The sequence below is a fragment of the Halomonas sp. PGE1 genome, from assembly GCF_013000985.1.
Taxonomy (GTDB): domain Bacteria; phylum Pseudomonadota; class Gammaproteobacteria; order Pseudomonadales; family Halomonadaceae; genus Halomonas; species Halomonas alkalicola.
Genome location: NZ_CP053032.1, coordinates 3,108,534 through 3,129,434, shown reverse-complemented (window position 1 = coordinate 3,129,434; position 20,901 = coordinate 3,108,534). Strand labels below are relative to the sequence as shown.

The 20,901-nt window shown below is 68.3% G+C and carries 18 protein-coding genes; 14 read left to right on the top strand and 4 right to left on the bottom strand.

All coding sequences use genetic code 11. The features are described from left to right. Positions 1-61: 61 nt before the first annotated feature. The gene (locus HIR79_RS14745) at positions 62-1,381 is read right to left on the bottom strand and encodes an IS1380 family transposase (RefSeq protein WP_169959611.1); all 1,320 of its coding nucleotides are present in this window, start codon (positions 1,379-1,381) and stop codon (positions 62-64) included. 122 nt (positions 1,382-1,503) lie between these two features. On the opposite strand from HIR79_RS14745, the gene HIR79_RS14740 reads away from it, so the two are divergent. The 6 genes from HIR79_RS14740 to HIR79_RS14715 all read left to right on the top strand — a co-directional run bounded on the left by HIR79_RS14740 (position 1,504) and on the right by HIR79_RS14715 (position 10,510). Beyond that, positions 1,504-2,706 (top strand): ISL3 family transposase, encoded by a 1,203-nt coding sequence (locus HIR79_RS14740; RefSeq protein ID WP_211620706.1) that lies wholly within the window; start codon positions 1,504-1,506, stop codon positions 2,704-2,706. Positions 2,707-3,431: 725 nt separating this feature from the next. Further along, positions 3,432-4,703, top strand: coding sequence for a group II intron reverse transcriptase/maturase (gene ltrA / locus HIR79_RS14735; protein WP_211620819.1), 1,272 nt, complete (start codon positions 3,432-3,434; stop codon positions 4,701-4,703). Between the two features lie 104 nt (positions 4,704-4,807). Next, entirely contained in the window at positions 4,808-6,820 is a 2,013-nt protein-coding gene (locus HIR79_RS14730; protein WP_249322169.1) for an efflux RND transporter permease subunit, read from the top strand. Between the two features lie 215 nt (positions 6,821-7,035). Continuing rightward, on the top strand, positions 7,036-8,541 hold the full coding sequence (locus tag HIR79_RS14725; protein WP_169958912.1) for an amidase: 1,506 nt from the start codon (positions 7,036-7,038) through the stop codon (positions 8,539-8,541). A 41-nt stretch (positions 8,542-8,582) separates the two neighbouring features. Next, positions 8,583-9,428 (top strand): methyltransferase domain-containing protein, encoded by an 846-nt coding sequence (locus tag HIR79_RS14720; protein WP_169958911.1) that lies wholly within the window; start codon positions 8,583-8,585, stop codon positions 9,426-9,428. Then, positions 9,425-10,510, top strand: a complete 1,086-nt coding sequence (locus HIR79_RS14715; RefSeq protein WP_169958910.1) for a methyltransferase — start codon at positions 9,425-9,427, stop codon at positions 10,508-10,510. Before HIR79_RS14720 ends, HIR79_RS14715 begins: the two co-directional genes overlap by 4 nt. Positions 10,511-10,523: 13 nt before the next feature. Here the strand turns inward: HIR79_RS14715 and greB are convergent, their stop codons facing one another. Next, positions 10,524-11,063: a transcription elongation factor GreB gene (gene greB, locus HIR79_RS14710; RefSeq protein ID WP_169958909.1), complete on the bottom strand. Its 540-nt coding sequence runs from the start codon at positions 11,061-11,063 to the stop codon at positions 10,524-10,526. Between the two features lie 172 nt (positions 11,064-11,235). Here greB and HIR79_RS14705 point away from each other — a divergent pair, with 172 nt between their 5' ends. From HIR79_RS14705 to HIR79_RS14675, 7 genes are all read left to right on the top strand, one after another. Next, entirely contained in the window at positions 11,236-11,883 is a 648-nt protein-coding gene (locus HIR79_RS14705) for a hypothetical protein (protein WP_169958908.1), read from the top strand. An 80-nt stretch (positions 11,884-11,963) separates the two neighbouring features. After that, the gene (locus HIR79_RS14700) at positions 11,964-12,605 is read left to right on the top strand and encodes an NUDIX domain-containing protein (protein WP_169958907.1); all 642 of its coding nucleotides are present in this window, start codon (positions 11,964-11,966) and stop codon (positions 12,603-12,605) included. 29 nt (positions 12,606-12,634) lie between these two features. Beyond that, positions 12,635-13,081, top strand: coding sequence for a DUF1249 domain-containing protein (locus HIR79_RS14695; RefSeq protein ID WP_169958906.1), 447 nt, complete (start codon positions 12,635-12,637; stop codon positions 13,079-13,081). Between the two features lie 56 nt (positions 13,082-13,137). Then, a complete protein-coding gene (locus tag HIR79_RS14690) occupies positions 13,138-13,872 on the top strand; it encodes a phosphodiesterase (RefSeq protein ID WP_119023621.1) in 735 nt (244 codons plus the stop codon). Between the two features lie 171 nt (positions 13,873-14,043). Beyond that, positions 14,044-14,952, top strand: a complete 909-nt coding sequence (cysD, locus tag HIR79_RS14685; protein WP_502708678.1) for a sulfate adenylyltransferase subunit CysD — start codon at positions 14,044-14,046, stop codon at positions 14,950-14,952. Continuing rightward, positions 14,952-16,400: a sulfate adenylyltransferase subunit CysN gene (gene cysN, locus HIR79_RS14680; protein ID WP_169958904.1), complete on the top strand. Its 1,449-nt coding sequence runs from the start codon at positions 14,952-14,954 to the stop codon at positions 16,398-16,400. The genes cysD and cysN overlap by 1 nt, the downstream gene beginning before the upstream one ends. 295 nt (positions 16,401-16,695) lie before the next feature. After that, positions 16,696-17,370: a zinc metallopeptidase gene (locus HIR79_RS14675; protein WP_169958903.1), complete on the top strand. Its 675-nt coding sequence runs from the start codon at positions 16,696-16,698 to the stop codon at positions 17,368-17,370. Here HIR79_RS14675 and cmoB read toward each other — a convergent pair. Both cmoB and cmoA read right to left on the bottom strand, forming a co-directional pair. Beyond that, a complete protein-coding gene (gene cmoB / locus HIR79_RS14670) occupies positions 17,367-18,359 on the bottom strand; it encodes a tRNA 5-methoxyuridine(34)/uridine 5-oxyacetic acid(34) synthase CmoB (protein ID WP_169958902.1) in 993 nt (330 codons plus the stop codon). The genes HIR79_RS14675 and cmoB overlap by 4 nt on opposite strands. Positions 18,360-18,361: 2 nt before the next feature. Beyond that, positions 18,362-19,129, bottom strand: a complete 768-nt coding sequence (gene cmoA / locus HIR79_RS14665) for a carboxy-S-adenosyl-L-methionine synthase CmoA (protein ID WP_169958901.1) — start codon at positions 19,127-19,129, stop codon at positions 18,362-18,364. 85 nt (positions 19,130-19,214) lie between these two features. Here cmoA and pgi point away from each other — a divergent pair, with 85 nt between their 5' ends. After that, positions 19,215-20,897 carry a glucose-6-phosphate isomerase gene (pgi, locus tag HIR79_RS14660; protein WP_169958900.1) on the top strand — a complete coding sequence of 561 codons (1,683 nt, stop codon included), beginning with the start codon at positions 19,215-19,217 and terminating at the stop codon, positions 20,895-20,897. Positions 20,898-20,901: the final 4 nt, after the last annotated feature.

Genomic DNA, 20,901 nt, shown 5'->3' with positions numbered 1-20,901 from the left:
TCAGGGCGCACCTCCCCCCACCCCCATGTCTTTTCTGTGCCGGGGACAGCACGCCGCGACGCTATCCCGGCACCAGCTTGCTGGCCAACATCAGGAAGAGGTCCTGCTCCGGATACTGGCTGTTCAACATCAGCCGAATGGTCCGTGTGTTGCGAGTGATGACGGCGCCGATCTTCAGCAGCTTCAGGCGGATGGTATTGACCTGGGCTTGGGCGAAGGCGGTGCGCTTAAGGTAAATCCGACGCAGCCGCTCCAGGAGCAGGTAGGCCAGCCCCGAGAGCAGCAGTCGGTACTGATTGGGCCACCATTGGTGGCAGCTGGTGCGGTCTGAGAACAGGAGCTGCTGCTCCTTGATGCGGTTCTCCATCTCGCCTCGGGCGCAGTAGCGGTGGTCGTAGAGCCACTCTGCGCTGCAGCCGCGCAGGTTGGTCACCACGTAGCGGGTGTTGAAGCCACGCCAACTGGTCTCGGATTTGACGACCACCTTTCGTCGGCGCTTCTTCCAGCTCTTGGCGGCGTACTCGATGAAGCCGAAGACTCGCTGCTTCTCACGGGTCTTCTCGAAGCGGATAGCTGACTCGTAGTCGATATCCAGGGCTAGCTTGGCCAGCCGCGGGTTGCCGGCGAGGCCGACGATGTAGTCGACACCGTGGCGCTCGCACCAACTGAGGATCAGCGGGCGGCAGAAGCCGCTGTCGCCGCGGAATACGACCTTTACCTCAGGCCACGCCTGGCGCAGCCGCCGAACCAGCAGGGCAAGAATGGCGCCGGCGTGGTGGGCGGCATCTCGGTAGGCCGGGCGAAGGTAGCTGACCAGCAGCTGATCGCCACAGAACACGAACAGCGGCAGAAAGATGTAGTGGTTGTAGTAGCCGTTGAAGTGCCGCCCGAGCTGCTGGCCGTGCACCCGGTCGTCGGTGGCATCGAAGTCGAGGTAGAGCGGCTTCTTGGGTGGCCGCCGGAACGAGCGGATGAACTGCTCGATCATTTCCTCGTGGATGGTGACCGCCCAGTCCCGATCGGCTTGCTGCTCGAAGCGACACAGCGTGGACTGGCTGGCCAGCACGCCGTCGGTATCGACGGCGGTCTGCAGGGCGATGTCGTGACGCAGCGCCTGGTGGTCGTTGAGATCCTCGTAGCCCAGCGCCAGGCCAAACACGCGCTGCCGAACCAGGGTTTCGGTGCGATGCAGGCAGCGTTGAGGATCGCGGTCATCACTCAGCCGGCGAGCGATAGCGCGGGTCAGGCCCATCTCGCGGTCGAGCTGCCGCAGCAGCAGGATGCCACCGTCAGAGGTGACCTCGCCGCCATCGAAGCTGGCGGTGATCTGACGGCCTTTGCAGCGTGGAAAGGTGGCGGTGGGCGTGGTACATTTTGTCAGGTTCTTCGCAGACTGGCGTGAAAGCGAAGCAACCTTAGGCAGAGGCGGGATAGAGAAACGGCGGTAAATCCGAGTAAGCTGATGTTCACCACAAACCCCAGCCTACGGATACCGCCGTTGCCATGGATGCTACCCCGCTCTGCCTGTTCTGGAAAGGTTTCACCGTCGCCCATCACGAATTCCTGGATGAGCAAACACTACGGCTCCAGTTGGCGCCTGATGACCGAGTCCCGCCGGTCTGCAGCGGCTGTGACCATGCCTGCTTTCTCGTCCATGACGTGCATCACCGTCGCGTCCGAGAGGCGCCGTTGCTGACCTACCGGGTGGAGCTGGAGGTGCCGGTACGTCGCCTGCGCTGCCCCGTCTGCGGCCCGACACGCGAGCGCATTGACTGGTTGCCGGGTCGTTCACCGGTGACCACTACGCTGCGCCAGTGGGTGGAGCGTCTGGTCGAGTTGTTGCCGATCCGGCATGTCGCCGACTTGGTCGGCCTGCACTGGCATACCGTCAAGACCATCGATAAGCAGCGCCTTCAGCGTGACCTGCCGGCTCCGGACCCGACACGGCTACGTCGCCTGATGATGGACGAGTTCGCCCTCCACAAGGGGCACCGCTACGCCACGGTGATTGCGTGTGCCGACACCCAGCAGGTGGTGTGGATCGGCGAAGGTCGCTCCCGGGAGGCGATCCGCCCGTTCTTCGAATGGTTGGGTGATGCGCGACAGCAGATCGAGGCCGTCGCCATGGACATGAACGCGTCTTTCGATCTCGAAGTGAAGGACCAGTGCCCCAACGCCGAGGTGGTCTACGACCGCTTCCATGTCGTGGCCAAGTACGGGCGTGAAGTGATGGACCGGGTGCGTGTCGATCAGGCCAACCAGCTGCGCGATGATAAGGCGGCCCGCAAGGTGATCAAAGGCAGCCGCTGGCTGTTACTGCGCAATCAGGACAATCTCAAGCCTGAGCAGGCGGTGAAGCTGGAGGAGCTGCTGGCTGCCAATGCCTCACTGACCAAGGTCTACCTGCTCAAGGACCAGCTTAAGACGCTGTGGTTTGCCGATGACGAGGCAACCGCCCGCCATGGCTGGCGAGAGTGGGCCGGCATGGCGTTGAGCAGCGGCATCGACGCCTTGGTGCGTTTCACCAAGAAGCTGGAGCCTTACCTGGATGGCATCGTGTCCAGTGCTCGCCACCGGCTAAACACCAGCGTGCTGGAGGGCATGAACAACCGGATCAAGGTCATCAAACGGATGGCCTATGGGTACCGCGACACGGAATACTTCTTCCTGAAGATCCGTGCCGCGTTTCCCGGCAAAATGCGATGAACCTTTTGTCATGGCGGCTGTGTCGGCTAATTCTTGGTTAGGCTCTTGAATTATAACCGATTTTCAGCCGCTTTTTTCATGCCTGGTGCAATATTCGGGCGTGCGCCAGGCAAAGCCTGGTCGCTGGGGGAGCCACACAGGGAGGCGTGGCCTAAACAGCGAATTGAAACCCAGTGGGTGCAAGTCCCACCCGGCCAAGGGTAGCCGCCAGCCGGTAGCGAGTCTTGCGCAGCATCGGGCAACCGGCGCTGTGAAGCGTAGACAGTGAGTGAGCAGGCCGTGTGATAGAGCACCGAAATGTTGGAATCGTGGCTGCCGACATTCTGCCCGACGTGGAAGGCAACACCGACCCGCTGAAATGGCTTGGCGGAAAGGAGCCACCGGTGTCAGAGAGCAGGGCATGCTCACACAGGGGTTTCCCAGGAACCTGGGAGGCCCGCCTTTCTCCCCCGAAAGGTGAAAAATCAGGTGCAGGAGCCACCTGTCCCGAAAGCTCCCGGTTCGGTGCTGTCGTGCCTGACGGTACCGGAAGCGAACCACAGGCACTCAGGGGGTACGGCCAGGCGATCACAAGGAGCCAGTCGGACGGAAGGGCGGGAGTCGGAGTTGCCCATAGTACCGAAGAAGGCGGGGAACCTACTCGACGGGACCCGCTGGAGGGAAGGGGCAATCAATCATCAGAACTGCACGAGGGACACATGACAGGTACACAGGAACCTGAGGTCATGTCCACGAAACAAGTGCGGATAGCAGCGCTGGCAGAGCGCTTCCCGCAGCGTGCCTTCACGTCACTGGCGCACCATATCGACGCCCAGTGGCTAAAGACGGCCTACCTGATGACGCGCCGTGACGGTGCCGTCGGGATCGATGGCCAGACGGCGGACGACTTCGCGCGTGACTTCGAGGCCAACATCCAGCGCCTGCTGGAAGCGGCCAAGAGCGGTCGCTACCGGGCGCCGCCGGTGCGGCGTGTCCATATCCCCAAGGGAGACGGGCGTGCCACACGACCGATCGGCGTCCCCACCTTCGAAGACAAGGTCCTGCAGCGTGCCGTGGTCGCCCTGCTGGAGCCTCTCTACGAGCATGACTTCCTGGAGTGCTCATATGGCTTCCGGCCAAGGCGCTCGGCGCACCAGGCGATCAAGACGGTATGGGATGAATTGTCGAGGATGGGCGGTGGTTGGGTCATCGACCTGGACATCAAGGCCTTCTTCGACACGATCGACCACCGGCACCTGCGAGCGTTTCTGCAGCAACGAGTGAAGGACGGTGTGATCCTGCGCCTGATCGGCAAGTGGCTCAAGGCCGGGGTACTGGAGGCCGGGCAGTGGCAGAAGGGTGAGCTAGGCAGTCCGCAAGGGGGCGTGATTTCCCCTTTATTGGCGAACGTTTACCTCCACTACGTGCTGGACGAGTGGTTCGAACAAGATGTTAAGCCACGACTGAAAAGTCAGGCGTTCGAGGTGCGTTTCGCCGATGATGCCGTGCTCGCCTTCAGCAACGAAGCCGACGCCCGCAAGGTGTTAGAGGTACTGCCCAAGCGCTTCGCGCGCTACGGGCTGACCCTGCACCCCACCAAGACCCGGCTGGTGCGGTTCCGGCCGCGCCCGGGGCAACGCGCCGAGACCTTCGACTTCCTGGGTTTCACCCACTACTGGGGGAAGTCACGCCGGGGCAGCTTGATTATTCAGCGGAAGACGGCGAAGGACAGGTTCAGTCGCGGGCTCAAACGGATCGCACATTGGTGTCGCCATAACCGACACCGTCCACTGCGTGACCAACATCGGGAGCTATGCAGGAAAGTGCAGGGGCATGCAGCCTACTACGGTATTCGTGGCAACATGAGAGCCCTACAGACATTCCGGTTCCGAGTGTCGTGGATCTGGGTGAAGTGGCTGAGTCGCCGCTCACAGAAGGGCCATATCCCGTGGGACAAAGCCTGCAAGCTACTGGATGCCCTGCCACTAACTCCGGTGAGGATTGTGCAGCAATGCTGAGTCCTTCAGCGAACCTGATGATTGAGGAGCCGGGTGCGTTAATTGCGCACGCCCGGATCTGAGGGGGGCCGGGACGAGCAATCGCCCGGTCTACCCGACTAGGGGTGTTCTGGGGCATCGGTGGCTCCATCAACATGATGTCGCTCTTCGCGCTGATCATGGCGCTGGGGGTTATCGTCGACGACGCCATCGTGGTGGGCGAGGACGCCGACGCCCATCACCGCCTGGGCGAGGCGCCGAGGCACGCCTCGGCGGGGGCGGCGCGGCGCATGCTGTGGCCGGTGGTGGCCTCCTCACTGACCACGGTGGCGGCCTTCATGCCGCTCTTGATGGTGGGCGGGGTGATCGGCAACATCCTCGGCGACATCCCGGTGATCATGATCTGCGTGCTGATCGCCTCGCTGCTGGAGTGCTTCGTGGTGCTGCCCGCCCACCTGCGCAACGCCTTCCTGCCCGGCAAGGGGGAGGCGCGCCGCCCCCGCGGCATCGCCCGGCTGCGCGAGCGTTTCGAGGCGCGCTTCGAGGCCTTCCGCGAGGGCCCCTTCCGGCGCTTCTCGGCGCTGACCCTGCGCCATCGCGGCGCTACGGTGGCCGGCGCCCTGGCGGTGACCCTGGTCACCGCGGGGCTGCTGGCCGGCGGACGGCTCGGCTTCAACTTCTTCCCGGCCCCGGAGTCCAGCGTGGTCTATGCCAATGCCAGCTTCGTGGCCGGCACCGACCGCGCCCGGGTGGCGGCGTTCGTCGACCACCTCCAGGCGACCCTGGAGGAGACCGACCAGGCCCTGGGCGGCGGCCTGGTCCGGGTGGCGGTGTCGCGCTATGGCACCACCCTGGAGGGGGGCTCCCCCGGGCGCAGCGCCGACGAGGTGGGCTCGCTGATGATCGAGCTGGTCTCGCCGGACCACCGCGAGGTGCGCAATGCCGCCTTCATCCGCGCCTGGCGTGAGCGCATCCGCGAGCCTGCCGGCCTCGATGCCCTCAATATCAACGAGCGCGCCGCCGGTCCGCCGGGGCGTGATGTCAACGTGCGCCTGACCGGCGAGGATGCCCTCGCGCTGCGCCTGGCCGCCGATACCCTGGCCCAGGCCATGGCGGGCCTCTCCGGGGTGATCGACACCGAGGACGACATGCCCTGGGGCCGCGAGCAGCTGATCTACCGCGTCAACGCCTTCGGCGAGGCGCTGGGGCTGACCACCGCCGAACTGGGTCGCCAGCTGCGTACCGCCTTCGATGGCCGGGTGGTGCAGATCCACCAGGCCGGCGCCGACGAGATCGAGGTGCGCGTCCAGCTGCCCCGCGAGCAGCGCGAGCGGCTCGCCACCCTCGCCGGGCTGGCGGTGAGCCTGCCGGACGGCCGCCAGGTGCCGCTGACCCAGGTGATGGAGCTCGACCATCGCCAGGGCTTCGAGGCGTTGCGCCACGCCGACGGCCAGCTGGCGGTGGAGGTGACCGCCGAGCTCGATACCTCCGTGACCTCCGCGGAGCAGGTGCTGGAGAGCCTCTCGGCACAGCTCCTGCCGGCCCTGGCCCGGGAGCACCACCTGCACTACAGCTTCGAGGGCCGCGCCGCCGACCAGCGCGAGACCCTGGCCGACATGCGCATGGGCCTGCTGGTGGGCCTCGGCCTGATGTACGGGGTGCTGACCTGGGTATTCGCCTCCTGGAGCCTGCCGCTGATCGTGATGGCCATCATCCCCTTCTCCCTGGTAGGGGCGCTGCTGGGCCACTGGGCGCTGGGCATCGACCTGACCATCCTCTCGCTGTTCGGCCTGTTCGGGCTCTCCGGGATCGTGGTCAACAACGCCATCATCCTGGTGAGCTTCTACCGCGAGCAGCGCGAGCGCGGGCTGGCCATCGACGAGGCGCTCAACGAGGCGGTGGTGCAGCGGGTGCGGGCGGTGCTGCTCACCTCCCTGACCACCATCGGTGGCCTGCTGCCGCTGCTCTTCGAGACCTCGCTGCAGGCGCAGTTCCTGATCCCCATGGCCACCTCCATCGCCTTCGGCCTCGGTGGCTCCACGTTTCTGGTGCTGCTGGTCACCCCGGCGCTGCTCTCCTGGCTGGAGCACGGCCGCGAGCGCCTGGCCCGGCGGCGGGCCTTGGAATCTGCGGTGTAGCATCAGGAGCAGGGTTGTCGAAGCTGCCAGGGTGAGAGGCGCCGGAGGCAGGTCGAAGAGGGGGTCTGAGGACCAGGGATGGCCGAAGTAGCGTACAAGGACGTATTCATAGCGCCCCCTCTAAGGCCTGTCGCCGGGTCAGCCTCGAGATGTGGCTTCCATCATTGCCAATGTTGAGTAGTCTGAGGCTCTGGTCACTCAGAGGGAGGCAGATCATGGACGTTCGCGACTATCAGGCCCATGACGCCCTGGGGCTGGCGGCGCTGATCCGCGCCGGCGAGGTGAGCGCCGGCGAGGTGTTTGCCGCGGCCTGCGCGGCCATCGAGGCAGGCAACCCCGCCCTCGGGGCGGTCGTGCGCACCCGCTTCGAGCAGGCCCGCGAGGAGGGCCTGCGCGTCGATCCCTCCGCGCCCTTCGCCGGGGTGCCCACCCTCACCAAGGACCTGCTGATGGCCATCGGTGGCGAGCCGCTCGCCTTCGGCAGCGCCGCCATGGCCGAGTGGCGCGCCCCCGAGGACTCGAGCCTGGTGACGCGGCTGCGCCAGGCCGGCTTCTCGATCCTCGGCCAGACCGCCACCCCGGAGCTGGGGCTGATGGGCATCACCGAGCCCCGCGCCTTCCCCCATCCGGTCAACCCCTGGGCGCCGGCACACTCGCCGGGGGGCTCCAGCGGCGGGGCGGCCGCGGCGGTGGCCGGCGGCCTGGTGCCCCTGGCCCTGGCCGGCGACGGCGGCGGCTCGATCCGCATCCCGGCCAGCCACTGTGGCCTGTTCGGCCTCAAGCCCTCCCGCGGGCGGGTGCCGCTGGGCCCCATGTTCGGCGAGGTGTGGCAGGGCGCGGTGGTGGAGCACGCCCTGACCCGCAGCGTGCGCGACAGCGCCGCGCTGCTCGACGCCATCAACGGCATGGACGAGGGCAGCCCCTGGCCGCTGCCCCGAGAGGAGGGCTTTCTCGATGCGCTCTCACGTCCGCCCGGGCCGCTGCGGGTGGCGGTGTCGCTGGGCGAGCCCCTGGGGGCGCCGCTGGGCGCCCGCCTCGACCCGGAGGTGCGCCTGGCCGTGGAGAGGGCCGCGGCGCGCCTGGAGGGACTCGGCCACCATGTCGAGTGGGCCGAGCCCGACCTGGACGGGGAGGCCCTCGCCGACAGCTACCTCACCCTCTACCTGGGCCACCTGGCGGCGGATCTGGCCTGGATCAGTGAGCAGACCGAGGTGGCGGTATCGCGCCTGGCCATCGAGCCCGCCACCCGGGCCATCGGGCGCCTGGGGCGCTGCCTGCCGGCCCGGGACTACGAGGCGGCCAAGCGCTACTGGAACCGGGCGGCCCGCGACATGGCCGTCTTCCACCGTCGCTTCGATGCACTGCTGATGCCGGTGGCCGCCACGCCGGCCCCCCACCGCGGCGCGCTCTACCCGACGCCCGCCCGGGAACGGCTGATGGTGCTGCTGGCCATTCCCGGGACCTCCCGGCTGGCGATGAAGGCCGGCATGCTCAAGCGCCTGGCCGCCGACTCGCTGCGCATGACCCCCTATACCCAGCTGGCCAACCTGACCGGCCAGCCGGCCATGTCGCTGCCGCTGCACGTCACCCCCGAGGGGCTGCCGGTGGGCGTCCAGGTGATCGGCCCCATGGGCGACGAGAAGCGTCTGCTGGCGCTGGCCGCCCAGCTGGAGGCGGAGGTGGATTGGGCCCGCCACCTGCCGCGACCGCCAGGCGGCTAAGTTCAGGTAGAATGCCCGGCGACACCGCCGGAGCCTTCTGCATGTCCCAGCCCTCTCACACCAGGCCATCTGGCCCCACCGTCTCGCCGCTCTCCGCCCAGGGCGACCGCCACTTCGACGGCCTGGCCGAGAAGTTCGCCGCCAGCCTCTACGGCGGCGTGCGGGGTGAGCTGCGCCTGGCCCTGCTCGACCAGCTGCTGCCGGAGATGCTGGCGCTGCACGACCAGCCGATGCTCGACGTGGGCGGTGGCCTGGGGCAGCTGGCCGGCTGGTTCGCCGAGCGCGGGCATGACGTGACCCTGGCCGAGCCCGCCGCCGAGATGCTGGCCCGGGCCCGGGAATCCCTGTCTGGCCAGCCGGTGACCTTCATCCAGGCGCCGCTGCAGACGCTGCCCGAGGTGGCCCCCGGCCCCTGGTCGCTGATCGCCTGCCACGCGGTGCTGGAGTGGCTGGCCGACCCGCGCGCCGCCCTGGCGACCCTGGCGGGCCTGCTGGCACCGGGCGGGCAGCTCTCGCTGATGGCCTTCAACCGCGATGCCCTGCGCTTCTCCAATGTGGTGAAGGGCAACCTGGAGAAGGCCCTGGCCGATCGCCTGGAAGGCAAGGGCGAGCGCCTGCGCCTGACGCCGATCTCGCCGCTCACCCACGCCCAGGTCGAGGCCTGGAGCGCCGAGTGCGGGCTTGAGATCCGCGGCGTGGCCGGCATCCGCATCTTCAACGACTACCTGCGCCACCCGCCGCAGAACGACGCCGACCGTGAGGCGCTGCTGGCGCTGGAGCGTCGCTACTGCCGGGTCGACCCCCACTGGCGCCTGGGGCGCTATCTGCTCTACACCCTGGTGCGCCCCGATTCCCCAACCCCGCCCGCCGAGGAGCCCGGGACATGAATGCCGATACCCCCCAAGCCCTGCCCCCCACCTGCCAGCTACTGGCCCGCCAGGAGACGGACTATCGCGGCTGGTGGTGGGTGGCCCCGCCTCGGGACCCCTGGCTGGAAGGAGGGCAGGGCCTGGCGATCAGCGCCGATCTTGCGGTGCGCCAGGCGTGGCAGGCCGCCGGGCGTCCTGCGTACTCTCCGTTTGATTCTCTGCCGGGCAGCGCCGAGGAAGCGCCGCAGGGGGAGGGGCAGAGGGAGGTGCAGGGCGCGGTGCTGTTCTGGCCCAAGAGCCATGCCCTGGGGGAGTGGTGGCTGCTGTGGCTCTGCGCCACCCTGCCCGAGGGCACGCCGCTGCAGCTGGTGGGTGAGAATCAGGGAGGCATCAAGCGGGTGCTCAAGGTGCTGGCCGCGCTGGGGCTCGGCTGCCGCAAACTCGACAGCGCCCGGCGCTGTTCGCTGTTCGAGACTCGCCTCGGCCGGGTGGCGATCGACCCGGATGCCGCCTGGACCGCCTTCGAGGTCGAGCCGGACGCCGAGCGCCTGCTCCTGGCCAGCCACCCCGGGGTCTTCGGCCACGGCAAGCTGGACGACGGCACCCGGCTGCTGCTGGAGACGCTGCCTGCCGTGCTGCCGGTGGGCGATGGGCCGGGCGATGTCCTGGGCGATGTCTTGGGCGATGTCTTAGACATGGGCTGCGGCGACGGCATCCTGGCCGCCTGGCTGGCCCGCCGCGGGGCGGCGGTCACGGCGGTGGACGTCAACGCCTTCGCGGTGGAGGCGACCCGGCGCACCTTGGCAACCAATGGTCTGGTTGGCGAGACGCTGGAGAGCGACGTCTACTCGGCGCTGGCGGGGCGCACCTTCGACGCCATCGTCAGCAACCCGCCCTTCCACCAGGAGCGCGCCATCGACTACGGTCCCGCAGCGCAGCTGATCCTTGAGGCGCTGGCGCACCTCAAGCCCGGCGGACAACTGCTCTTGGTGGCCAACGCCTTCCTGCCTTACCCGGACCTGCTCGAACGCGCCTTCGGCGGCTTCGAGATCCTCGCCGACGACCGCCGCTTCCGGGTCTACCGGGCCGTCAGTCGCTGATCAGGCGACGCGCTCACTTCCCCGGATCGCGATAGTCGATCTCGGTGATCACGTAGGTGGTCTCCCCGCCGGGTGCGGCCACCGTCACCTCCTCGTCCAGCGGCTTGCCGAGCAGGGCCTTGGCCAGCGGGGAGTCGACGCTGATCCAGCGCTTGGCCGGGTCGATCTCGTCGTGGCCGACGATGCGGATCGCCATCTCCTCACCGTCCTCGTCCTCCAGGGTCACGAAGGCGCCGAAATAGACCTTGCCGGTATCCGCCGGCAGGCGATCCACCACCTGCAGCTCGTCGAGCCGCTTGGTCAGGTAGCGGATCCGGGCGATCACCCGATTGAGCTCCTTCTTGTTGTAGGTGTAGTCGGCATTCTCCGAACGGTCGCCCAGGGCGGCGGCCTCGCCCACCTTGGCGGAGAGCGCCGGGCGCTTGACCCGGGAGAGGTGGTCGAGGATGCCGCGCAGCCGCTCGGCGCCCTCGGCGGTGATCAGGTGGCTCTTGGGTTCCTGGCGCGGGTCCTTGGCGGGGTCGCGCCAGCGGGTCATGTTGCGGCCTTTCATGCTCTTCCTCGCACGCTTGCGTCTGGCGGGACCATACGCCATGCGCCCGGGGTGGCCAAGGGGGGAGGGCAAGGGAGAAGCGGAGACGCGGCGGCTGGCGAATCATTCAAACGTTCGTTACATTGCCAGGGCGACCCCCAACAACCACAACACCCCGCAAAGGAGTTTCGCCATGTTTCGACGTCGCCTGCTGAATACCGCCATGGGCTTGAGTCTGAGCCTGGGCCTCGCCGCCCTGCCGCTGGCCGCGGCTCATGCCTGGGAGGCCCGGGTGGAGGGCATGAAGAGCCACTGGGAGCGCTTGATCACCGAACAGGCGGAGGGCCAGCGCAGCAGCGGCCTGAGGTCGCTGGCCGGCCAGGCCGAGCGCCTGGTGGCCGACCATCCGGACGAGGCCATGCCGCTGGTGTGGCAGGGAATCATCGAGGCCTCCTATGCCCGGGAGCGCAGCGGCCTGGGGGCGCTCTCCAGCGCGCGCAGCGCCCGGGATGCCCTGGAACGCGCCGTCGAGCTCGACCCCGATGGTGCCGCGGGCTCGGCCTACGTCACCCTGGGTGCCCTCTACGACCGCGCGCCGGGCCGCCCGGTGGGCTTCGGCAACAGCGAGACCGCCGAGCGGATGTTCCAGCGCGCGCTCTCCATTCGCCCCGGCGGCATCGACGTCAACTTCTACTACGCCGCCTTTCTGGAGGACGAGGGGCGCATTGAGGAGGCCCGGGAGCACGCCCGCCGCGCCGTGGAAGGTGAAGCCCGCCCCGACCGCACTGCCTCCGACGAGGCGCTGCGCGAGGAAGCCCGGGAGCTCTTCGAGCGGCTTTGAGTCGTCGCGAGGAGCGGGGGCAGCTTGGCATCGGTGCCCCCGGTCACGATAATGGCCACTTTGTGCATGCGGAGAGCGCCATGAGTGACGCCCAACGGACCCCGGACCTGGCCACGGAGGCGCCCTTTACTCGCGCCGACGTGGAACTGCTGGAGCGCCGCTGCCTGCATCAGGGCTTCTTTCGCCTGGAGGCACTTCAGCTGCGCCATCGCCTCTTCGAAGGGGGCTGGAGCGGCGCCATGACCCGCGAGGTGCATCGCCGCCACGACGCCGTGGGCGTGCTGCTCTACGACGTGGCGCGCGACGCCGTGGTGCTGGTGGAGCAGTTCCGCGCCGGTGCCCTGGAGGATCCCGCCTCGCCCTGGAAGCTCGAGGTGGTGGCCGGCCTGGTGGAGGAGGGCGAGTCGCCCGCCGAGGTGGCTCGGCGCGAGGCAGTGGAGGAGGCGGGCGCCCGGGTGGGCGAGCTGATCGAGCTCTATGCCTATTACCCGAGCCCCGGCGCCTGCGACGAGCGGGTCACCCTCTTCTGCGGCCTGGTCGACAGCGAGGGCCTGGGCGGCGTGCATGGCCTCGACGAGGAGCACGAGGATATCCGCGTGCATGTGCTACCGTTTGCCAGGGCCTGGGAACTCCTGCAGGCCGGGCGACTCGACAATGCCATGTGCCTGATCGCCCTGCAGTGGCTGGCCGTCGAACGGGCCTCACTGCGAGCGACACGATAGACCGGGGAGAGAGTGTGCGGAGAGACGCTGTGCGGCGAAGTGCCTATGTGACCGATCTCAGGAGCCTGCAGGGGGAGTGCAGCATCAACTTCCTGCGCCTGGTGCGCCTGCTTGGGGATCTCGAGGTCGGCGAGACCCGCGAGATCGAGCTGGCCAGCGACGGGCGCTGGCTGGGCGTGCTCAGCCTCACGCTGCTGGAGCGTGCCCCCTACACCAGCATCGTGCGGGTCACCCAGCGCGGCGTGTTCGATTCGCTGATCGAGGCCCCGCGCATGCGCGTTCACCTCTACCACGACGTGCGCATGGCGGAGGTCACCGACTTCCAGCGCCAGCGCCACTTCGATGGCCGCTACCGCTACCCCAACTCGCGCATGCATCAGCCCGACGAGAAGCTGCAGCTCAACCGCTTTCTCGGCGAGTGGCTGGAGCATGGGCTGGCCCATGGCCACTCGCGCGACCTGCCCGAACTCTCCTGACGCCACTTCCCTGAACCCGCTGCGCTCACCGGCGCCCGACGAGAGCCCCTTCGATGATGCGACTGGTCCAGATCAGCGACTGCCACCTGCACGCCGACCCCGCCGCCCGCGCCCGGGCGGGCTTCCCGCTGCGCCAGCTGGAGGCCGTGGTGGCCGAGGTCAACCGCGAGCGCCCCGATATGGTGCTGGTGACCGGCGATATCAGCAACGATGAGACTGCCGCCTCCTACCAACTGGCCGCACGCATCCTGGGCCGGCTCGCCGCCCCCTGGTTCTGGCTGGCCGGCAACCACGATGACCCGGCGCTGATGGCCGAGACCCGCGAGCTGCTCGACGAGCTCGATATCGGCGCCTGGCGCATCCTGATGCTGGACACCCGGGTCAGCGGCCAGGCTCACGGTGAGCTGGGGCCGGAGCGCCTGGCCGAGCTGGCCGCGCGACTGGAGGAGGACGACCGGCCGACCCTGCTGGCCATGCATCATCCGCCGCTGCCGGTGGGATCGGCATGGATCGACGCGCTCGGGCTCAAGGATCGCGAAGCCTTCTGGCAGACCCTCTCCGCCTACCGCCAGGTGCGCGCCATCCTCTGCGGCCATATCCATCAGGCCTTCGCCAGCCACCAGCGCCTGGAAGATGGCGAGGTGGCGGTCTTCGGCTGCCCCTCCACCACCGACCAGTTCCTGGCCGGTGCCGAGACCTTCGCCATCGACGAGGCCTCGCGCCCCGGCTATCGGGTGGTGGACCTGGGCGAGGAGGGCTTCGCGACCTGGGTAGAACGGGTCGATCTTTGATTATTGGCTATAAAAAGATCGCCATTAATTCTTTTGAGTAATAATGGTCCGGCGTTACCCTCGATGGCATGATTCCCATGCCCACCGTCATGCGAGGTAGCCGGGCCATGACCACTCTTCACGCCGCGACCCAAGCGTCTCCTGCCCAGGCGAGCAGCGCCCCCCCCGACGCTGTCGCCCCAGCGGTTGACCCACCTGCAGCAGCTCGAGGCCGAGTCGATCCACATCCTGCGCGAGGTGGCGGCCGAATTCCGCAACCCGGTGATGCTCTACTCCATCGGCAAGGACTCCTCGGTGATGCTGCACCTGGCGCGCAAGGCCTTCTATCCCGGCCCTCCGCCCTTCCCGCTGCTCCACGTGGACACCACCTGGAAGTTCCGCGAGATGATCGCCTTCCGCGACCGCATGGCCGCCGAGGCGGGCATGGAGCTGCTAGTGCACACCAACGAGGAGGGGCGCGCGGCCAACATCAACCCCTTCGACCACGGCTCCAGCGGCTACACCGACGTGATGAAGACCGCGGCGCTCAAGCAGGCGCTGGACAAGTACGGCTTCGACGCCGCCTTCGGCGGCGCGCGCCGCGACGAGGAGGCGAGCCGCGCCAAGGAGCGCGTCTTCTCCTTCCGCGACAAGTTCCACCGCTGGGACCCCAAGAACCAGCGCCCGGAGCTGTGGAACCTCTACAACGCCCGGGTCAACAAGGGCGAGTCGATCCGCGCCTTCCCGCTCTCCAACTGGACCGAGCTGGATATCTGGCAGTACATCTACCTGGAATCCATTCCCATCGTGCCCCTCTACTTCAGCGCCCCCCGTCCGGTGGTGGAGCGCGACGGCATGCTGGTGATGGTCGACGACGAGCGCCTGCCGCTGGCCGAGGGCGAGGTGCCCGAGGAGCGTTCGGTGCGCTTCCGCACCCTGGGCTGCTACCCGCTCACCGGTGCGGTGGAGTCCACCGCCGCCACCCTGCCCGAGATCATCCAGGAGATGCTGCTGACCAGGACCTCCGAGCGCAGCGGCCGCGCCATCGACCACGACCAGGCCGGCTCCATGGAGAAGAAGAAACGTGAGGGGTACTTCTGATGGCCCACCAGTCTGATCTGATTGCCGACAATATCGAGCAGTACCTGCACGAGCACGAGAACAAGGACCTGCTGCGCTTCATCACCTGTGGCAGCGTCGACGACGGCAAGTCGACCCTGATCGGCCGGCTGCTCCACGACTCCAAGATGATCTTCGACGACCAGCTCGCGGCGCTGACCCGGGACTCGAAGACGGTGGGCACCACCGGCGAGGAGGTCGACCTCGCCCTGCTGGTGGATGGCCTGCAGTCCGAGCGGGAGCAGGGCATCACCATCGACGTGGCCTACCGCTTCTTCTCCACCGACCGGCGCAAGTTCATCATCGCCGACACCCCGGGGCACGAGCAGTACACCCGCAACATGGCCACCGGGGCCTCCACGGCGAGCCTGGCCATCATCCTGGTCGATGCGCGCCACGGCGTGCAGACCCAGACCCGTCGGCACAGCTTCATCGCCGACCTGCTGGGCATCCAGCACCTGGTGGTGGCGGTCAACAAGATGGACCTCGTCGACTACTCCCAGGCGCGCTTCGAGGAGATCGTCGAGGAGTACCAGGCCATCGCCGACAGGCTCCAGGCCCGCGACATCCGCTTCGTGCCGCTCTCGGCGCTCAAGGGCGACAACGTGGTCAACAGGAGCGACGCGCTCTCCTGGTACCGTGTCGATGGAAGCCCCGGGCCGACCCTGCTGGAGCTGCTGGAGAGTGTCGAGATCAGCCGCGATCGCAACCTGACCGACCTGCGCCTGCCGGTGCAGTACGTCAACCGCCCCAACCTCGACTTCCGCGGCTACGCCGGCACCCTGGAGGCGGGCGTGCTGCGCCCGGGCCAGGCGATCAAGGTGCTGCCCTCGGGCAAGCGCTCCACCATCGAGCGCATCGTGACCTGGGACGGCGACCTGGAAGTGGCCTGGCCGGGCCAGGCGATCACTGTGACCCTGGCGGACGAGATCGATATCTCCCGGGGCGACTGGATCGTGGCGGCGGACGCCGAGGTGACCAGCTCCCACGCCTTCGAGGCGGACATCGTGTGGATGCACGAGCAGCCCCTCGAGCCGGGCCGGCAGGTCGACATTCGCCTGGCCGGGCGCTCGGTGGCGGGACAGGTGGAGGAGATCCTCCACCAGGTGGACGTCAACACCCTGTCGCACCACGCCGCCGAACGCCTCGAGCTCAACGCCATCGCCCGCTGCCGGGTCAGCCTCACCGCCGAGGTGGCGCTGGACGACTACGCGATAAGCCCCGGCACAGGCAGCTTCATCGTCATCGACCGGCTGACCAACGTTACCCTGGGGGCGGGCATGATCCGCGCCGTGGTGGCCAGTGACGGCGACTCGCCGAGCGCCACCGAGGTGGACTGGGCCGGCTTCGAGCTGGAGCTCAACGCCCTGGTACGCAAGTACTTCCCCCACTGGGAAGCGAAGGATATTCGCAAGCTGTTGAAGCGCTGAGGGCGGGTAACGTCCAGCATACGGGCCCGATCGCCATGGCGGTCGGGCCCGTGGCATTTCGGCAGTCGGAAACCCACGGTGGTAGGCTGTGTCCAAAGCATCACAGCCAACCCCATGCTCTCGCAGCGTTCGTTGACGAGGGGCGCCGGGGACAAGCCGAAGAGGAGATCCGTGGACCAGGGATGGTCTAGGTAGCCCCCAGGGAGGGGTTCATGGCGCCTCCTCGCAGGCTTGTCGACGGAACAGCCCCGAGCAAGCTGCTATATCCAGCATAGCGACCCGGAGCCACGCCTCGATGATCGTTCTCGCCATTGCCCTGCTGCTGGCCATCTTCCTGCTGCCCAACCTCTGGGCACAGTGGGTCATCAAGCGCCACGCCCGTGGCCGCGACGACTATCCCGGCACCGGAGCGGAGCTGGCCGACCACCTGCTGCGCCGGCTGGGCATCGAGGGGGTCAAGGTGGAGCTCACCGAGCAGGGCGACCACTACGACCCCGAGGCGCGCCGGGTGCGGCTCTCGCCGGAGGTCTTCGGCGGGCGCTCACTTACCGCGGTGACGGTGGCGGCCCACGAGGTGGGTCATGCCATCCAGCACCATCAGGGCTATGCGCCGCTGATCGCACGCTCGCGGCTGGTGGCGGTGGCTCAGAAGGCCGAGAAGCTCGGTGCGGTACTGATGATGGCGGCCCCGCTGCTGTTCCTGCTGACGCGCCTGCCGGGGGGCCTTGCCATCGTGGTGGCCGCGGCGGTGATCAGCTTCGGCACCGCGGCGCTGGTGCATCTGGTGACCCTGCCGGTGGAGTTCGACGCCAGTTTCCAGCGGGCCCTGCCGCTGCTCAAGGAGTATATCCCCCCCTACGACATGCCCGGCGCCCGCCACGTGCTGACCGCCTGCGCCTTCACCTATGTGGCGGCCTCACTGGCCAGCATCCTCAACCTGGGGCGCTGGCTGGTGATCCTCAGGCGCTAGCGGGGCCGATTGGCCATGACCACGGCGCGGCGCGGGGCGGGGTAGCCCTCCCGGGTCCGGGTCGGGTCCTCGGGGTCGAGGAAGTCGGCGAGCGACTGGAAGGTCATCCACTCGGTGGCGCGCTGCTCGTCGGTCGTCGTCACCGCCTCATCCACCACCCGCACGTCGGTAAAGCCGCAGCGCTCGAGCCACTGGCAGAGCGCGGCGGATGACGGCAGGAAGTAGACGTTGGGCATGGCGGCGTAGCGCTCGCCCGGCAGCAGCACCGTGGTCTCGTCGCCTTCCACCACCAGGGTCTCCAGCACCAGCTCGCCGCCGGGGCGCAGGGCCTCCTTGAGCTGCAGCAGGTGCTCCAGAGGGGAGGGGCGGTGGTAGAGCACCCCCATGGAGAAGACCGTATCGAAGAAGGCGAGCCCCTCGGGGACCTCCTCGATGCCCACCGGCAGGAAGTGGGTGCGATGGCCGTCGGCGTCGCCCACGAAGTGGCGCACCGCCCGGAACTGCCAGAAGAAGCGCGGGGAGGGGTCGATCACCAGCACGAAGGCCGCGCCGGCACCTGCCATGCGCCAGCCGTGGTAGCCGCTGCCGCCGCCGACGTCGAGCACCTTCCTGCCGGCGAGCGGGGCCAGGTAGGGGGCGAGGCGCTGCCACTTCCAGTCGGAGCGCCACTCGGTGTCGATGTGAATGCCTCCCAGCGAGAAGGGGCCCTTGCGCCAGGGCATCAGCTTTCTCAGCAGGTTCTCGGCCTGGCGGCGCTGGCTGTCGGTGAGGGCGAGTTCGACCTCGAGGGTATCGGCGTCGAGCCTGACCTCGCGTTCGTCGGGCAGCGCCGGCAGCTTGGCCACCGCCTTCTCCCAGGCGGGCAGGTCGCCGTAGCGCTTCCGATCGAGTCCGGCGGCGAGCTGCTCGGGCAGCCGGGCCAGCCAGGTGTCGAGGCCCTGGTCGAGGAAGGCCCGGTAGAGGTCGCGGTGTTCGGGGGGGATCGGCACGCTCAGCCCTCCCGGGGCGCCGGGGTGTCGGCGTCCTTGAAAGCGACCAGCGAAGCGAAGTTGAGGAGCTGGAACCAGGTGTGGCTGCGGGCGAAGCCGGCGCCGGCCAGGCGGGCATGGTGCGCGTCCAGGGTGTTCGGCACCAGCACGTTCTCGAGCGCGTTACGCTTTTGGCTGATCTCCAGATCGCTGTAGCCGTTGGCGCGCTTGAAGTCGTGGTAGCGCTCCACCAGCCAGGCGTTCTCCTGCTCGTCCTCGGCGCGGATCTTCTCCGAGAGCACCAGCACGCCACCGGGCTCGAGGGCCTCGAAGAGCCGGGCCATCACCGCCTCGCGATCCGCCGGGGGCAGGAACTGCAGCGTGAAGTTGAGCACGATCATGCCGGCGGGGGCGTAGTCGAGGGTGCGGATGTCGCCCTCGATCACCTCCATGGCGTGGTCGGGGCACTCGGCGGCCAGGGTCTCCCGGGCGCGGGCCACCATGGCCGGGGAGAGGTCCACGCCCGTGTAGCGGAAGGCCTCCGGGGCGAGCTGGCCGGCCAGGGCCAGGCCGCCGGCGCCCAGCGAGCAGCCCAGGTCATAGACCCGGGCGCCATGGCGCAGGTGGCGGCGGGCGATCAGCCCCAGCATCCCCAGGATCTGTCCGTAGCCCGGCACCGAGCGGCGGATCATGTCCGGAAAACAGGCGACCACCCGTTCATCGAAGGAGAAGCGCGCGACCCGGTCCAGGGGTGTCGAAAAGATCGCGTCACGGTAAGATGCGTCACTCATGGGCCAAGCCGGAATCATGCGGGAAAGGCCGACATTCTACGCCTCGGCCGCCCCGTCTGCACGACAGGACGTCAAGGAGGAAATCATGCCCACCCAGCCGATCGATCAGCACAGCGCCTGGCGCGATCTGGCGAGCCACGCCGGGACGATGCGAGAGCGCCACCTGCGTGACCTGTTCGAGGCCGAGCCGAGCCGCCACCTGCGCTTCACCCGCAGTGCTGCCGGCCTCACCCTGGACCTCTCCAAGCAGCGCTGGTCCGCGGAGACCCTGACACGCCTGCTGGCCCTGGCCGAGCAGGCGGATGTCCCCGGGGCGATCCAGCGGCTGCTGGGGGGCGAGCGGGTCAACCTCAGCGAGGACCGCCCGGCCCTGCACACCGCTCTGCGCCTGCCACAGGACGCCTCGCTGGTGGTGGAGGGCGAGGACCTGGTGCCCGGGGTGCACCGCACCCTCGACCGCATGGAGACCATGGTGGAGCGCTTCCATACCGGCCAGTGGCGTGGCGCCACCGGCAGGGCCATCCGCGACGTGGTCAACCTCGGCGTCGGTGGCTCGGACCTGGGTCCGCTGATGGTGACCCACGCGCTCTCCGACTACCGGCTGCGCGACGTGCACCGGGTGGGGGTGCATTTCGCCTCCACCATGGACGGCTCCCAGCTCGCCGACTGCCTGGCGCGCCTCGACCCCGAGACCACCCTCTTCGTGCTCTCCTCGAAGTCCTTCACCACCATCGATACCCTCTCCAATGCCCGCACCGCCCGGGACTGGCTGATGTCCCGCCTGGAAGGGGAGGAGGGCGTCGACGCCGAGCTGGTGATGCGCCAGCACTTCATCGGCGTCTCGGCCAGCCCCGAGAAGATGGCCGAGTGGGGCATCGCCCCCGCGCACCAGCTCGAGTTCTGGGAGTGGGTCGGCGGGCGCTACTCGCTGTGGGGCGGCATCGGCCTGCCCATCGCCCTGGTGGTGGGCATGCCGCGCTTCCGCGAGCTGCTGGCCGGGGCCCACGCCCTGGACGAGCACTTCCGCACCGCGGCACCGTCCGACAACCTGCCGGTGCTGCTGGCCCTGGCAGGGGTCTGGAACGTCAACTTCCTGGATATCCGCGCCCACTCCATCCTGCCCTACGACGGACGCCTGGAGTACTTCGCCGCCTACCTCGAACAGCTCGAGATGGAGTCCAACGGCAAGTCGGTGACCGCCGAGGGGCGCGAGGTGGACTACTCCACCTGCCCGGTGCTGTGGGGCCAGCTCGGGCCCAACGCCCAGCACGCCTTCTACCAGCTGCTGCACCAGGGCACCCAGGCGGTGGAGTGCGACTTCATCGCGCCGCTGCGGCGCTACGACGAGGTGGCCGACGACGCCACCCGCCGGCACCTCAAGGGCCAGCACCGCCTGACCCTGGCCAACTGCTTCGCCCAGTCGCGGCTGCTGGCGCTGGGCGACGATGCCATCGACGAGCCGGGAGAGCGCCCCGGGCACAAGCGCTATCGCGGCAACCAGCCCTCCACGACCCTGCTGCTCGACGAGCTGACCCCGGCCACCCTGGGCGCCCTGATCGCCCTCTACGAGCACAAGGTCTACGTCCAGGCGACGATCTGGGGCATCAACCCCTTCGACCAGTGGGGGGTGGAGCTGGGCAAGCAGATCGCTGGCGAGACCCAGCGCATCCTCGAGGAGCGCCAGGGGGCCGAGGCGATGGATGCCTCCACGCGCGCGCTGATCGAGGCGGCCTGGGCGGCCGACAGCAACGGCAAGGTCGCCACGTGATACT